Annotated in this window: 13 protein-coding genes and 1 tRNA gene; 5 read left to right on the forward strand and 9 right to left on the reverse strand. The window is 60.1% G+C overall.

Annotated elements, in window-relative coordinates; translation table 11 throughout:
- The first annotated feature begins 3 nt into the window (after nt 1-3).
- The 5 genes from gcvP to CAF90_RS12360 all read left to right on the forward strand — a co-directional run bounded on the left by gcvP (nt 4) and on the right by CAF90_RS12360 (nt 6,843).
- Nucleotides 4-2,856, forward strand: a complete 2,853-nt coding sequence (gene gcvP, locus CAF90_RS12340; RefSeq protein ID WP_085606605.1) for an aminomethyl-transferring glycine dehydrogenase — start codon at nt 4-6, stop codon at nt 2,854-2,856.
- A 191-nt stretch (nt 2,857-3,047) separates the two neighbouring features.
- Nucleotides 3,048-4,424 carry an L-serine ammonia-lyase gene (locus tag CAF90_RS12345; RefSeq protein ID WP_085606607.1) on the forward strand — a complete coding sequence of 459 codons (1,377 nt, stop codon included), beginning with the start codon at nt 3,048-3,050 and terminating at the stop codon, nt 4,422-4,424.
- Between the two features lie 92 nt (nt 4,425-4,516).
- Complete coding sequence (gcvT, locus tag CAF90_RS12350) at nt 4,517-5,641, forward strand: glycine cleavage system aminomethyltransferase GcvT (protein ID WP_085606610.1); 1,125 nt, start codon at nt 4,517-4,519, stop codon at nt 5,639-5,641.
- Between the two features lie 404 nt (nt 5,642-6,045).
- Nucleotides 6,046-6,258 (forward strand): cold-shock protein, encoded by a 213-nt coding sequence (locus CAF90_RS12355; RefSeq protein ID WP_007951194.1) that lies wholly within the window; start codon nt 6,046-6,048, stop codon nt 6,256-6,258.
- Nucleotides 6,259-6,354: 96 nt separating this feature from the next.
- Complete coding sequence (locus CAF90_RS12360; protein ID WP_085606612.1) at nt 6,355-6,843, forward strand: RDD family protein; 489 nt, start codon at nt 6,355-6,357, stop codon at nt 6,841-6,843.
- Between the two features lie 58 nt (nt 6,844-6,901).
- On the opposite strand, the gene nadA is transcribed toward CAF90_RS12360, so the two are convergent.
- The 9 genes from nadA to tolR all read right to left on the reverse strand — a co-directional run bounded on the left by nadA (nt 6,902) and on the right by tolR (nt 14,102).
- A complete protein-coding gene (gene nadA, locus CAF90_RS12365; RefSeq protein WP_039766022.1) occupies nt 6,902-7,960 on the reverse strand; it encodes a quinolinate synthase NadA in 1,059 nt (352 codons plus the stop codon).
- Nucleotides 7,961-8,231: 271 nt separating this feature from the next.
- A tRNA-Lys gene (locus CAF90_RS12370) sits at nt 8,232-8,307 on the reverse strand.
- 63 nt (nt 8,308-8,370) lie between these two features.
- Nucleotides 8,371-9,063 carry a 7-cyano-7-deazaguanine synthase QueC gene (gene queC / locus CAF90_RS12375; RefSeq protein ID WP_007951197.1) on the reverse strand — a complete coding sequence of 231 codons (693 nt, stop codon included), beginning with the start codon at nt 9,061-9,063 and terminating at the stop codon, nt 8,371-8,373.
- Between the two features lies 1 nt (nt 9,064).
- Nucleotides 9,065-9,712, reverse strand: a complete 648-nt coding sequence (gene queE / locus CAF90_RS12380; RefSeq protein WP_007951198.1) for a 7-carboxy-7-deazaguanine synthase QueE — start codon at nt 9,710-9,712, stop codon at nt 9,065-9,067.
- 164 nt (nt 9,713-9,876) lie between these two features.
- Nucleotides 9,877-10,716, reverse strand: coding sequence for a tol-pal system protein YbgF (gene ybgF, locus CAF90_RS12385; RefSeq protein WP_007951199.1), 840 nt, complete (start codon nt 10,714-10,716; stop codon nt 9,877-9,879).
- Between the two features lie 6 nt (nt 10,717-10,722).
- Nucleotides 10,723-11,220, reverse strand: a complete 498-nt coding sequence (pal, locus tag CAF90_RS12390; protein ID WP_003178634.1) for a peptidoglycan-associated lipoprotein Pal — start codon at nt 11,218-11,220, stop codon at nt 10,723-10,725.
- Nucleotides 11,221-11,272: 52 nt separating this feature from the next.
- Nucleotides 11,273-12,553 carry a Tol-Pal system beta propeller repeat protein TolB gene (tolB, locus tag CAF90_RS12395; protein ID WP_162831782.1) on the reverse strand — a complete coding sequence of 427 codons (1,281 nt, stop codon included), beginning with the start codon at nt 12,551-12,553 and terminating at the stop codon, nt 11,273-11,275.
- Nucleotides 12,554-12,570: 17 nt separating this feature from the next.
- A complete protein-coding gene (tolA, locus tag CAF90_RS12400) occupies nt 12,571-13,650 on the reverse strand; it encodes a cell envelope integrity protein TolA (protein WP_085606614.1) in 1,080 nt (359 codons plus the stop codon).
- Nucleotides 13,650-14,102 carry a protein TolR gene (gene tolR, locus CAF90_RS12405; protein WP_162130475.1) on the reverse strand — a complete coding sequence of 151 codons (453 nt, stop codon included), beginning with the start codon at nt 14,100-14,102 and terminating at the stop codon, nt 13,650-13,652. The genes tolA and tolR overlap by 1 nt, the downstream gene beginning before the upstream one ends.
- Between the last annotated feature and the right edge of the window lie 16 nt (nt 14,103-14,118).

A 14,118-nucleotide genomic window follows, 5' to 3' on the forward strand; every position in this document is an offset into this window, starting at 1 on the left:
GAAATGACCCAAGTAAATCTCGGCACCGCCAACGAATTCATCGCCCGTCACATCGGCCCGCGCGCCGGTGACGAGCAAGCCATGCTCAACAGCCTCGGTTTCGACTCGCTCGAAGCCCTGAGCGCCAGCGTCATCCCGGAAAGCATCAAGGGCACCAGCGTGCTCGGCCTCGACGACGGCCTGAGCGAAGCCGATGCCCTGGCGATGATCAAAGGCATCGCCGGCAAGAACCAGCTGTTCAAGACCTACATCGGCCAGGGCTACTACAACTGCCACACGCCGTCGCCGATCCTTCGTAACCTGCTGGAAAACCCGGCCTGGTACACCGCTTACACCCCGTACCAGCCAGAAATTTCCCAAGGCCGTCTCGAAGCGCTGCTGAACTTCCAGACCCTGATCAGCGACCTCACCGGTCTGCCGATCGCCAACGCATCCCTGCTAGACGAAGCCACCGCCGCTGCCGAAGCCATGACCTTCTGCAAACGCCTGAGCAAGAACAAGGGCAGCCACCAGTTCTTCGCCTCGATCCACAGCCACCCGCAAACCCTCGACGTACTGCGCACCCGTGCCGAGCCACTGGGCATCGACGTGGTCGTGGGCGATGAGCGCGAGCTGACCGACGTGACGCCGTTCTTCGGCGCGCTGCTGCAATACCCGGCCAGCAACGGTGATGTGTTCGACTACCGCGAACTGACCGAACGCTTCCACGCGGCCAACGCACTGGTGGCCGTGGCCGCTGACCTGCTGGCCCTGACTCTGCTGACCCCGCCGGGCGAGTTCGGCGCCGACGTGGCCATCGGCAGCGCCCAACGTTTCGGCGTGCCGCTGGGCTTCGGTGGCCCGCACGCGGCTTACTTCTCCACCAAAGATGCGTTCAAGCGCGACATGCCGGGCCGTCTGGTCGGTGTTTCGGTTGACCGCTTCGGCAAACCGGCCCTGCGTCTGGCGATGCAGACCCGCGAGCAACACATCCGCCGCGAGAAAGCCACGTCGAACATCTGCACCGCACAAGTGCTGCTGGCCAACATTGCCAGCATGTACGCCGTGTACCACGGCCCTAAAGGCCTGACCCAGATCGCCAACCGCGTGCATCACCTGACCGCGATCCTGGCCAAGGGCCTGAGCGCACTGGGCGTGACCGTCGAGCAAGCCAGCTTCTTTGACACCCTGACCCTGGCCACCGGCGCGCAAACTACTGCGCTGCACGACAAGGCTCGCGCTCAACAGATCAACCTGCGTGTGATCGACGCTCAGCGCCTGGGCCTGTCGGTCGACGAAACCACCACCCAGGCCGACATCGAAACCCTGTGGGGCCTGTTCGCCGACGGCAAGGCCCTGCCGGAGTTCGCTGCTCTCGCCGCTTCGGCTGCAAGCACTATCCCAGCCGCGCTGGTTCGTCAGTCGCCGATCCTCAGCCACCCGGTGTTCAACCGTTATCACTCGGAAACCGAGCTGATGCGCTACCTGCGCAAACTGGCGGACAAGGACCTGGCACTGGATCGCACCATGATCCCGCTGGGCTCGTGCACCATGAAACTCAACGCCGCCAGCGAAATGATCCCGGTGACCTGGGCTGAATTCGGTGCGCTGCACCCGTTCGCCCCGGCCGAGCAAAGCGCCGGTTACCAGCAACTGACCGACGAACTGGAAGCGATGCTCTGCGCCGCCACCGGTTACGACTCGATCTCGCTGCAACCGAACGCCGGTTCCCAGGGTGAGTACGCAGGTCTGCTGGCGATTCGCGCCTATCACCAGAGCCGTGGCGAAGACCGTCGCGACATCTGCCTGATCCCGTCGTCCGCCCACGGCACCAACCCGGCGACCGCCAACATGGCCGGCATGCGCGTGGTCGTGACCGCGTGCGACGCCCGTGGCAACGTGGACATCGAAGACCTGCGCGCCAAGGCCATCGAGCACCGCGAACACCTCGCGGCGCTGATGATCACTTACCCGTCGACCCACGGCGTGTTCGAAGAAGGCATCCGCGAAATCTGCGGCATCATTCATGACAACGGCGGCCAGGTGTACATCGACGGCGCCAACATGAACGCGATGGTCGGCCTCTGCGCACCGGGCAAGTTCGGCGGCGACGTGTCGCACCTGAACCTGCACAAGACCTTCTGCATCCCTCACGGCGGTGGCGGCCCGGGCGTCGGCCCGATCGGCGTCAAGTCGCACCTGACCCCGTTCCTGCCGGGCCACGGCCACATGGAACGCAAGGAAGGCGCGGTCTGCGCAGCACCGTTCGGCAGCGCGAGCATTCTGCCGATCACCTGGATGTACATTCGCATGATGGGTGGCGCAGGTCTGAAGCGCGCTTCGCAATTGGCGATCCTCAACGCCAACTACATTTCCCGTCGCCTGGAAGAGCACTACCCAGTGCTGTACACCGGCAGCAACGGTCTGGTGGCGCACGAGTGCATTCTGGATCTGCGTCCGTTGAAAGACAGCAGCGGCATCAGCGTCGATGACGTCGCCAAGCGTCTGATCGACTTCGGCTTCCACGCCCCGACCATGTCGTTCCCGGTGGCCGGCACGCTGATGATCGAGCCGACCGAAAGCGAATCCAAGGAAGAACTGGACCGCTTCTGCGACGCCATGATCCGCATCCGCGAAGAAATCCGCGCGGTGGAAAACGGCACCCTGGACAAGGACGACAACCCGCTGAAGAACGCTCCGCACACTGCGGCAGAGCTGGTCGGCGAGTGGACTCACCCGTACAGCCGCGAACAAGCGGTGTACCCGGTGGCGTCGTTGATCGAAGGCAAGTACTGGCCGCCGGTCGGTCGCGTCGACAACGTGTTCGGCGACCGCAACCTGGTCTGCGCCTGCCCGTCGATCGAAAGCTACGCTTAAACGAATGAGGGGGCGGCCACCACGCCCCCAACTTCAAGAACACCACAAAACCCTGTGGGAGCGAGCTTGCTCGCGAAAGCGGCAGATCAGCCGACTGGCACTCCGTTTTCGCGAGCAAGCTCACTCCCACAAGGAAATGCATCAAGCCTGAAATCCCGCCAATTCCTATAACAAGAAACCGGAGAACAACCATGTCGTTAAGCGTGTTCGACCTGTTCAAGATTGGCATCGGCCCCTCCAGCTCCCACACCGTCGGCCCGATGCGCGCAGCTGCGCGCTTCGTCGAAGGCCTGCGTCGGGAAAACCTGTTGTCGGCCACCACCAGCGTCAGGGTCGAGTTGTATGGATCCCTCGGCGCCACCGGCAAGGGCCACGGCAGCGACAAGGCCGTGCTGCTGGGTCTGGAAGGTGAACACCCGGACACCGTGGATACCGAAACCGTCGCCGCCCGCCTCTCGGAGATTCGTGGCAACGGGCGTTTGAACCTGCTCGGTGAGCACAGCATTGCGTTCAACGAGAAAGAACACCTGGCAATGATCCGCAAGCCGTTGGCCTATCACCCCAACGGCATGATCTTCCGTGCCTTCGATGCGGCGGGATTGCAGATCCGCAGCCGCGAGTACTACTCGGTCGGCGGCGGTTTTGTGGTCGACGAAGACGCGGCCGGCGCCGACCGCATCGTCGAGGACGCCACCCCGCTGACCTTCCCCTTCAAAAGCGCCAAGGACCTGCTCGGTCACTGCGCCACCTATGGTCTGTCGATCAGCCAAGTGATGTTGACCAACGAAAGCGCCTGGCGCCCGGAAGCAGAGACCCGCGCCGGTCTGCTGAAAATCTGGCAAGTGATGCAGGACTGCGTGGCTGCCGGCTGTCGCAACGAAGGCATTCTGCCGGGTGGCCTCAAGGTCAAGCGGCGGGCGGCGGCGTTGCACCGGCAACTGTGCAAGAACCCGGAATCGTCGCTGCGCGATCCGCTGTCGGTGCTGGACTGGGTCAACCTCTACGCCCTGGCCGTCAACGAAGAAAACGCCAACGGCGGGCGCGTGGTCACGGCACCGACCAACGGCGCAGCGGGGATCATTCCAGCGGTGCTGCATTACTACATGCGCTTCATTCCCGGCGCGAACGATGACGGCGTGGTGCGCTTCCTGCTCACCGCCGCGGCCATCGGCATTCTGTACAAGGAAAACGCCTCGATCTCCGGCGCCGAAGTCGGCTGTCAGGGCGAGGTCGGCGTGGCCTGTTCAATGGCGGCCGGTGCGTTGTGCGAAGTCCTCGGCGGCAGCGTGCAACAAGTCGAAAACGCCGCTGAAATCGGCATGGAACACAACCTCGGCCTGACCTGCGACCCGATTGGCGGGCTGGTACAGGTGCCGTGCATCGAACGCAACGCCATGGGCTCGGTCAAGGCAATCAACGCCGTGCGCATGGCCATGCGCGGAGACGGGCAGCACTTCGTCTCCCTCGACAAGGTCATCCGCACCATGCGCCAGACCGGCGCCGACATGAAAAGCAAATACAAGGAGACCGCCCGTGGCGGTCTGGCGGTCAACATTATCGAGTGTTGATCGCGCCATAAACTCGCTCTCCCTTTGGAGAGAACACAAAACTGGCCCCCTCTCCCTCCGGGAGAGGGTTGGTGTGAATCAAGGAGTCACGCATGTCCACCGAACAACTGTCGAAAACCCCGCTGCACGCTCTGCACATCGAACTCGGCGCCCGCATGGTGCCGTTCGCCGGCTACGACATGCCGGTGCAATACCCGCTGGGCGTGATGAAAGAACACCAGCACACCCGTGAGCAGGCCGGGCTGTTCGATGTCTCGCACATGGGCCAGATTCGCCTGACCGGCGCCAATGCCGCCAAAGCCCTGGAAACCCTGGTGCCGGTGGACATCATCGACCTGCCGGTCGGCATGCAGCGCTACGCGATGTTCACCAACGAAACCGGCGGCATCCTCGATGACCTTATGGTCGCCAACCTGGGCAACGACGAGTTGTTCCTGGTGGTCAACGCCGCGTGCAAGGACCAGGACCTGGCCCATCTGCAAAAACACATCGGCGACCAGTGCAAGATCGAGCCGTTGTTCGAAGAACGCGCCCTGCTCGCCCTGCAAGGCCCGGCCGCCGTGACCGTGCTGGCACGCCTGGCGCCGGAAGTGGCGAAAATGACTTTCATGCAATTCACCCGCGTGAAGCTGCTGGGCGTCGACTGCTTTGTCAGCCGTTCGGGCTACACCGGTGAAGACGGTTTCGAAATCTCGGTTCCGGCAGCCGACGCAGAAAAACTCGCCCGCGCCCTGCTCGCCGAACCGGAAGTGGCCGCCATCGGCCTCGGCGCCCGTGACTCGCTGCGTCTGGAGGCGGGCCTGTGCCTGTACGGCCACGACATGAACACCGAGACCACCCCGATCGAAGCCAGCCTGCTGTGGGCAATCTCCAAGCCTCGGCGTGCCGACGGTGCGCGCGCCGGTGGTTTCCCGGGTGCGGAACAAGTCTTCGCTCAACAGCAGAACGGCGTTCAGCGCAAACGCGTCGGCCTGCTGCCACAAGAGCGTACGCCGGTCCGTGAAGGTGCAGAAATCGTCAACGAAGCGGGCGAGATCATCGGCAGCGTGTGCAGCGGCGGTTTCGGCCCGACCCTGGGCGGCCCGTTGGCCATGGGTTACCTAGACAGCGCCTACGTCGCACTCGACACGCCAGTTTGGGCGATTGTTCGTGGGAAAAAGGTGCCATTGCTTGTAAGCAAAATGCCATTTGTTCCACAACGCTACTATCGCGGTTGATTGACTGTTTCTATAAGTAACGCGATTGCGTTATGCGTGCACTAATGTGTAACGCAATCGCCATAAAACAGTGCACTCTCTTTACATTCGATTCGAATATGAACTTGGCTTATAACGTTCGAAAACAATTGAACAAGCCAATCGAATAAGCCGGACTAGTGGACCGACTAAGTGCCAGCAAGCGCAGGAAAACCGGGGCCTTCACAGGGCTTGTTTTTCCTCCCGTAGTTGGCGTAGAGTTTGTCCACTGTGTTTGCATGGGTCAGCTTGGAATCGTGACCTGGGCAGTAGCCTACAAGTTAGCTACATCCCGTTCGACGTCTTCTTACTCTCCTGCAACCAGCCCCAGTACTCTTTCATGAGGAAGAGACTGTCATCAATTTATGCGTCAAAGGAAATAAGAAATGTCCACACGTCAGAGCGGTACCGTCAAGTGGTTTAACGACGAGAAAGGTTTTGGTTTTATCACTCCAGAAAGCGGTCCGGATCTGTTCGTGCATTTCCGCGCCATTCAGGGCAACGGCTTCAAGAGCCTGAAAGAAGGCCAGAAAGTGACCTTCGTTGCAGTGCAAGGCCAGAAAGGCATGCAAGCTGACGAAGTCATCGCAGAAGCCTGATTTCTGTTACGAAAAAGCCCCTGATATTGATATCAGGGGCTTTTTTGTGGGCGCAAATCCGTAAAATGGCGCTTCACTTTCCGTCCAGAGGCTGCCATGTCGAAACACCTGCTCACTCCCCAGGGCGATTTCCCCGCCGTCGGCCTGGGCCGTCGTCTGGCAGCGATGTTCTATGACTTTCTGCTGTGCACTGCCCTGCTGATCGTGACCGGTGGCGTCTACAAGATGATTCAGGCCGCGATCATCGGTGAGGAGCGTCTGCGGGTTCTGACCGACGCCGGGCAACTGGATGGCGATCCGCTGTACTCCACTGTGCTGCTGCTGGTGCTGTTCGGCTTCTTCGCCAAGTTCTGGACCCACGCCGGGCAGACCCTGGGCATGCAGGTCTGGGGCATTCGTGTGCAGAACGCCGATGGCACTGCGATCAGTCTGTGGCAGGCGTTGCTCCGGTTCATGGTGTCGATTGCGTCGTGGCTGTGCCTGGGCCTGGGATTCTTCTGGTCGCTGTTCGACAAACAGAAACGCGCCTGGCATGACATCTACTCCGACACACAGCTCGTGCGAATCCCGAAGAAAACCAAATAATCCTCCAGATGCAAAAACGCCCCGATCCAATCGGGGCGTTTTTGTTTGCGGCTCAAGGTCAGGCGTTGCCGGCCAGCTTCATCCGCGCGGCCTGAGTGAAATCGAGCATGCGCTTGAGCGGGCGGATCGCCTGAGGAATGAGAGCCGGGTCGACGAAGATCTCGTTCGAGCCCTCCTTCAGGCACTTGAGCGTGCGTTCAAGGGTGTTCATGGCCATCCACGGGCAATGTGCACAGCTGCGGCACGCCGCGCCGTTACCGGCGGTTGGCGCCTCGATGAAGACCTTGTCCGGGCACAGCTGCTGCATCTTGTAGAAGATGCCGCGATCGGTGGCGACGATCAGGGTCTTGTTCGGCAGCGATTGCGCGGCGGCAATCAGCTGACTGGTGGAACCGACGGCGTCCGCCAGTTCGATCACCGAGGTCGGCGACTCCGGATGCACCAGAATGGCAGCGTCCGGGTACAGCGCTTTCATGTCTTCCAGCTGCTTGGACTTGAACTCTTCGTGAACGATGCAGGCACCGTCCCAGAGCAACATGTCGGCGCCGGTCTGACGCTGGATGTAGGTGCCCAGGTGCTTGTCCGGGCCCCAGATAATGGTTTCGCCGTTGTCCATCAGGCTCTCGACGATTTCCAGTGCGCAGCTGGAGGTCACTACCCAGTCGGCCCGGGCTTTGACCGCCGCCGAGGTGTTGGCATACACCACCACGGTGCGTTCCGGATGCTGATCGCAGAACGCCGAGAACTCGTCCACCGGGCAACCCAGATCGAGCGAGCAGGTCGCTTCCAGGGTCGGCATCAGCACGCGCTTTTCAGGGTTGAGAATCTTCGCGGTCTCGCCCATGAATTTCACGCCAGCGACCACCACGGTCTTGGCCGGATGGGCGTTGCCGAAGCGGGCCATTTCCAGAGAATCGGAAACACAACCGCCGGTTTCTTCGGCGAGGGCCTGGATGATCGGATCGCAATAAAAGTGGGCAACCAGCACCGCGTCCTGAGCCTTGAGCTCGGCGGCGATGGCGGAACGGTAATAAGCCTCTTCCTCGGCTGTCAGCGGCTTGGGCTGCTTGGCATCGAGGTGGGCTTGTACCAGAAGGCGTTCGGAAATCTGCGTCATGTTCGCAAGACCTGCAGGCGCATTCGCGCGAAAGTCGAGTATACACCCGGCTCCGGACCGCTTGAGGGTACCGCCGGGAGAGTGAGTATTATCAGGCACGGACAGCATTGAAGCTGCGCAAGGCTACAGAATATCCCGTTGATACAAAAGATGATTCTGACCTGCGTCACGGCAGGAAGAAACGAAGGGAGGGATGCCCGAATCGCAGGCAAAAAAAAACCCGGAAATCCTCACTTTCGTGGGCCTTCCGGATTTTCTAAACCGCCAAATATGGTGGGTCGTGTGGGATTCGAACCTACGACCAATTGGTTAAAAGCCAACTGCTCTACCAACTGAGCTAACGACCCGCTGTGTGGTGGCGCGTATAATACTGATTTTTAAGGACTATTCAACACCTAATTTGAAAATAATCAAAAATAAGGTGTCGGGTCGCTGATTCCGGCCGCCGCGAAGCCTTCTGCACGCAGTCGGCAGCTGTCGCATTTGCCGCAAGCACGGCCATCATCGTCCGCCTGATAGCAGGAAACGGTCAGCCCGTAATCAACGCCGAGCTTCACGCCCGCCTGGACGATCTGCGCCTTGCTCAGGTTCTGCAGCGGTGCCTGGATGCGGAAACCATTGCCTTCCACACCAGCCTTGGTCGCCAGATTGGCCATGCGCTCGAACGACTCGATGAACTCGGGACGGCAATCCGGGTAACCGGAGTAATCCACTGCGTTGACGCCGATAAAGATGTCACGGGCGCCGAGCACTTCAGCCCAACCCAGGGCCAGCGACAGGAAAACCGTGTTGCGCGCCGGCACGTAAGTGACCGGAATACCTTCGCCCAACTCTTCCGGGATGTCGATGCTGGTGTCGGTCAGGGCCGAACCGCCCATGCCGTTCAGGTTCAGGCCGATCACCTTGTGTTCGACCACGCCCAGGTCGCGGGCAACGCGAGCAGCGGCATGCAGTTCGGCGTGGGAACGCTGACCGTAATCGAAACTCATGGTGTAGCAGGCGTAGCCTTCAGCGCGGGCCATGGCCACGACAGTTGCCGAGTCCAGGCCACCCGACAGCAGGATTACCGCACGTTTCTGGCTAGTGTTCAGTTGTTCAGTCATCTCAGCGCCCCGGCTCATCATTCCATAGATATTTATGCAGCTGCAGTTGCAGGCGCACTGGCAGGTTATCCGCCACCACCCAGTCCGCCAGATCCCGAGCGTTCAGGTCGTGGTGACTTGGGGAAAACAGCACTTCACCTGCACGTCGCTCCAAACCGTACTGGATCAGCTTCGATACCGCCCAGTCATAGTCCTCCCGCGAGCAGATGACAAACTTCACCTGATCGTTGGGCGTCAGCAGTTCGATGTTCTCGTAACGGTTGCGATGGGCTTCTTTGGAGTCTGGCGTTTTCAGGTCGACAACCCGACTTACCCGCGGATCGACCGCCGAGATGTCGAGGGCGCCGCTGGTTTCCAGCGAGACTTCGTAGCCGGCATCGCACAACTGTTTGAGCAAAGGGATGGCATTGGGCTGTGCCAGCGGCTCACCGCCAGTGACGCAGACGTAGCGTGGGCGAAAGCCGGCCACTTGCTCGAGGATGTCGTCGAGGGTGCGGATCGTGCCACCGCTGAACGCGTAGGCGCTGTCGCAGTATTGGCAACGCAATGGGCAACCGGTCAGGCGCACAAAAACAGTGGGCAGCCCGGCAGTCCGCGTTTCCCCCTGCAACGAGTAGAAAACTTCGGTGATTCTCAATGTGTCTTGCATAGTCGCCACGGGCGTAACAGCTAAACAGGCTGTCCGCCTCCGTCAGGCACTTCAGGCAACCCCGCCAACGCGTAGATCACCAGAAGCGTGTTTCATAAAAGGGCGTGAATTCTAACGAAAAAACCCGCGACAAGCGCGGGTTTCTTCCAAACGGGTCAAAGCTGTTACATGCGTTGCAGATCGCGCTGGGCCAACTGCGCGGCGGACGTGCCCGGATACTGGGCCACCACCTGCTGCAGAATGCCTTTGACCTTGTCGGTATGACCGAGGCGGCGCTCTACGTCAGCCAGCTTGTACAGCGAATCCGGCACTTTGGCGTGCTTGGGATACAGCTGCGAAACCTTGGCGAAAGCCTGACCTGCACCTTGCAGATCGCCTTTTGCCAGGTTCACTTCACCCAGCCAGTACTGGGCGTTGCCCGCATATTGGCTGTTCGGGTATTTACGCAGGAAAGCGGCAAATGCCTGGCTGGCCTTGTCGAAATCCTTGGCCTTGATCAGGTCGAAAGCTGCGTCGTAATACAGCTTTTCCTTGGCCGGATCAGCCGGTTCGCCACCCGCAGCAGGTGCCTGGGCGGCAGCAGCAGCCCCGGCTCCAGCGGCGGCACCGGCAGCAGCACTTGCATCGCCACCGGCAGAAGAATTCTCGGGAGTCGCGGCAGGTGCAACGCCGGATCCTATGCGCCGATCAAGATCCTGGTATCGCTCCAGGGACTCTTGCTTCATGCGCGAAACTTGGTTCTGCAGTTCTTCGATCACGCCTTGCTGGCGCGATATCTGATCCTGCATTTGTTGCAGTTGGTTGAACAGCATGCCGTTTGCCGAGGCAGGGGCCGAAGCCGCTCCCCCGGCATAGGCGCCGTTCGTACCGTAACCTGCAGGCGGATAACTGCTCCCGCTATTGTTATAACCGGAGTTGTCATCGACCACAGGAACCGCAGCCCACGCCGCAAGCGGCGCGAGGCTGAGAGCCAGAACAGTTACAGCACGACGGCACGTTCGCATATCGAATTACTTACGCAGTTCGACGCGACGGTTTTGAGCCCAGGACTGCTCGTCGTTGCCGGTAGCAACTGGACGCTCTTCGCCGTAGGAAACCAGTTCCAGCTGAGCTGGGGAAACACCTTGCAGTACCAGGTAGCGCTGAACGGCTTTCGCACGACGCTCGCCCAGTGCCATGTTGTACTCACGAGTACCACGTTCGTCGGTGTTGCCTTCCAGAACAACGCGAGCGCCATTTGCTTTCAGGTCTTTGGCGTGAACGTCCAGAGCGCGCATGGCTTCTGGCTTCAGGTCCGAGCTGTCGTATTCGAAGTAGAAGGTGGTGATTGCGCGCAGAGCAGCTTCTTCGCTCAGGGAACCGTCAACTGCACCAGTGTTTGCGCCGTAACCAGCGTTTGGATCAACAGCGCCTTCACCGGCGTTGTCGCCGCCTTTGGACGAGCAACCTACAGCTACAGCCATGGCCAGAGCCAGCGCAGCAAATTTACCAAACTTCAGCATTTCCATCGTGAAACTCCTAATGAACCCCAGTGTGTTAAGTAAAACGTAAAGCGCCGCGTCAGTTCAGGTAAGGGGACCAGGACGGTTCTCTGACTTCGCCTTGAGCGGTAGGAAGCGGGAGCCTCACGCGTCCATTAATGGACACGAGCATCAAGACTCCCCGGCCCTGCTGGCGGGTGGCGTAGATTACCATGGTGCCGTTGGGCGCAACAGTAGGCGACTCGTCCAGAGTGCTATCAGTGAGGATTTTTACACTTCCGCGCTGCAAATCCTGGGCCGCCACTTTGAAATTGGTGAAACCGTCCTGACGATGGATCATCACCAGGGTCTTTTCATCCGCCGAAAGCTTCGGGTTGGCGTTGTAGTTGCCCACGAAAGTCACACGCTCGGCACCGCCGCCACCAGCGCTGGTCTTGTAGATCTGCGGCTTGCCGCCACGGTCGGAGGTGAAGTAGATGGTCGAACCATCCTTGCCCCAGTACGGTTCAGTGTTGATGCCAGGACCTGCGGTCACGCGGGTGATCTGACGCGAACCGAGGTTCATCACGTAGATGTCCGGGTTACCGTCTTTCGACAGCACGAACGCCAGGCGATTGCCGTCCGGCGACCAGGCTGGCGCGCCGTTCAGGCCTTCGAAGTTGGTGATCTGCTCGCGGCGACCGGTGTCGATGTTCTGCATGAAGATGCGCGGACGCTTCTGTTCGAACGACACGTAGGCGATACGCTTGCCGTCCGGTGCAAAACGCGGCGACAGGATCGGCTCGCGCGATTGCAGCAGGGTCACGGCGCGGGCGCCGTCATAGTCCGAGCGCTGCAGGGTGTAACGGGTGTTCTTCTCGGAGAAACGCTCGGCTGTGACGTACAGCAGGCGAGTCGAGAATGCACCTTTAATACCGGTCAGTTTTTCGAACGACTGATCGGAGATGAAGTGCGCCATGTCACGCAGCTGTTCGGTGGTACCGGACACACTGCCGTCAGCCACTTTCTGCTCGGTGGCGACGTTGAACAGAGCCCACTGCACCTGCAGACGGCCACCGGCCGGCGCGATGCTGCCGACCATCATGTATTGCGCGCCCACCGCCTTCCAGTCACGGAAGATGATTTCGCTCGGCTGGCTTGGCTGGCTGATCATGTTTTGCTTTGGAATCGGCGAGTAATAGCCCGAGTTGCGCAAATCGTTACCAATGATTTCAGCCATGTCATCCGGCAGGACGGCACCGCCCTGGAAACCGAACGGTACGACGGCGATCGGAGTTGCCCGATCGCTGCCGCTGGTGACCAGAATGTTCTTTTCATCCGCCATCGCGATCCCTGCCATGCAGCAGATCACGACCAGCATTCCTCGAAGAAGGTTTCTCACAAGGCTAGATCCTCAGGTGTGAATGTCATCTTGAATGAACGATACGGAGCGAAATCGCTCGGCTTCATTCCCTGCATTTCCGTCAAACGTCCAATATTCTTGACCGCTGCCACTGCCGACGCATCGAACGGACCGTCGCCACTGGACTTGGCCACGCTGACCGAAGTCACCGTACCGTCCGGCAACATGCCGATCTGCAGCACAACCGTCATGCCTTTGCGTGCCGAAGGTGGACGTGCCCAGCCTTCCGCTGCCCGCGCACGAATCAGGTCATCGAAACTGCCCGCGACTTCATCGCCCTGCTCATCAGCCAAGGCCTGCTGGCGCTGCGGCGTGTCGGAAAGCAAATCTGCCAGGGCCTGAGCCTTTTTGTCTTCGGCGGATTTACGTGCCGCTTCCTGCGCTTTCTTCTTCGCAGCATCGGCAGCAGCTTTCTTCTTCGCGTCTTCGGCGACTTTCTTCTTCGCCTCTTCAGCTTCAGCTTTCTTCTTGGCGTCTTCGGCGGCTTTCTTCTTCGCGTCTTCGACGATCTTCTTCTTGGCTTCTTCAGCGGCCGCTTTCTTGGCCTCTTCTTCAGCAGCCTTCTTGGCTTCTTCTTCGGCTTTCTTCTTGGCTATATCAGCCAATTGTTTCTCTTCTGCCTTCTTGGCTTCGGCGGTTTTCTTCGCGTCTTCGGCTTTCTTGGCTTCATCAGCCTTCTTCGCCTCGTCCGCTTTCTTCGCCTCATCGGCCTTCTTGGCTTCCTCGGCCTTTTGAGCCGCTTCTTCTTTCTTTTGTTCCGCAGCCTTCACCGCTTCCTGCTCGACCTTTTTCTGCTCCATCTGCTCGACTTCGGTCTGGCGCGCGGCGGATTTCTTCGCCTCACCCGCAATCTTCTGATTGGTCTGGGTGGTTGCCTGACTTTTCGATTTCAGCTGGTACAGGGTCGCCTGGACAATCGGCTTGGCCGGCGGCAGCTCCGGGGTCAGGGCGAAACTGACGAACAGCATGCCGAACACCAGCACGTGCAAGCCAATCGCCCAGACACTAGGCCAGAAGTAGCTTTCCGAGGCGGACGGCTCTCGCTGTTGCTGCATCAGGGCGCCTCGGTGATCAAGCCAACGTTACCGACCCCGGCTTTCTGCAACCCGCCCATGGCGCCCATGACGGAGCCATAATCGACGGACTTGTCGCCACGGATGAAGACCTGGGTACGCTTGCCGCCTTCAGTGCCGGCGCGAATGATCTTGGTCACCGCGTCGGTCATCTGTGGCAGGGTCATGGCCCGGTCCTGCTGCTTCTCGGTGTCGACTTCGCTGCCAAGGTTCCAGTAGTAGGTCTTGTCCGACTTGATCGAAATGGTCAGCACCTGGGTGTTGTTGTCCTGCGGCAAGGCTTCGCTGGAAACCTTGGGCAGATCCACTTTCACGCCCTGATTGAGCATCGGCGCAGTCACCATGAAGATGACCAGCAGCACCAGCATCACGTCGATGTAAGGCACTACGTTCATCTCGGCGACCGGCTTGCGCTTGTGTCGGGCTCGAGTGATTAAAGCCATCGGGAAA

This window comes from Pseudomonas sp. B37(2017) (genome assembly GCF_002112885.1).
GTDB classification, from domain to species: Bacteria; Pseudomonadota; Gammaproteobacteria; order Pseudomonadales; family Pseudomonadaceae; genus Aquipseudomonas; species Aquipseudomonas paraglycinae.

What these genes read in the sequence shown, in the direction of transcription:
- gcvP (WP_085606605.1), top strand. Translation starts at nt 4, where the DNA reads ATGACCCAAGTAAATCTCGGCACCGCCAACGAATTCATCGCCCGTCAC.
- CAF90_RS12345 (WP_085606607.1), top strand. Translation starts at nt 3,048, where the DNA reads ATGTCGTTAAGCGTGTTCGACCTGTTCAAGATTGGCATCGGCCCCTCC.
- gcvT (WP_085606610.1), top strand. Translation starts at nt 4,517, where the DNA reads ATGTCCACCGAACAACTGTCGAAAACCCCGCTGCACGCTCTGCACATC.
- CAF90_RS12355 (WP_007951194.1), top strand. Translation starts at nt 6,046, where the DNA reads ATGTCCACACGTCAGAGCGGTACCGTCAAGTGGTTTAACGACGAGAAA.
- CAF90_RS12360 (WP_085606612.1), top strand. Translation starts at nt 6,355, where the DNA reads ATGTCGAAACACCTGCTCACTCCCCAGGGCGATTTCCCCGCCGTCGGC.
- nadA (WP_039766022.1), bottom strand. Translation starts at nt 7,960, where the DNA reads ATGACGCAGATTTCCGAACGCCTTCTGGTACAAGCCCACCTCGATGCC.
- queC (WP_007951197.1), bottom strand. Translation starts at nt 9,063, where the DNA reads ATGACTGAACAACTGAACACTAGCCAGAAACGTGCGGTAATCCTGCTG.
- queE (WP_007951198.1), bottom strand. Translation starts at nt 9,712, where the DNA reads ATGCAAGACACATTGAGAATCACCGAAGTTTTCTACTCGTTGCAGGGG.
- ybgF (WP_007951199.1), bottom strand. Translation starts at nt 10,716, where the DNA reads ATGCGAACGTGCCGTCGTGCTGTAACTGTTCTGGCTCTCAGCCTCGCG.
- pal (WP_003178634.1), bottom strand. Translation starts at nt 11,220, where the DNA reads ATGGAAATGCTGAAGTTTGGTAAATTTGCTGCGCTGGCTCTGGCCATG.
- tolB (WP_162831782.1), bottom strand. Translation starts at nt 12,553, where the DNA reads ATGCTGGTCGTGATCTGCTGCATGGCAGGGATCGCGATGGCGGATGAA.
- tolA (WP_085606614.1), bottom strand. Translation starts at nt 13,650, where the DNA reads ATGCAGCAACAGCGAGAGCCGTCCGCCTCGGAAAGCTACTTCTGGCCT.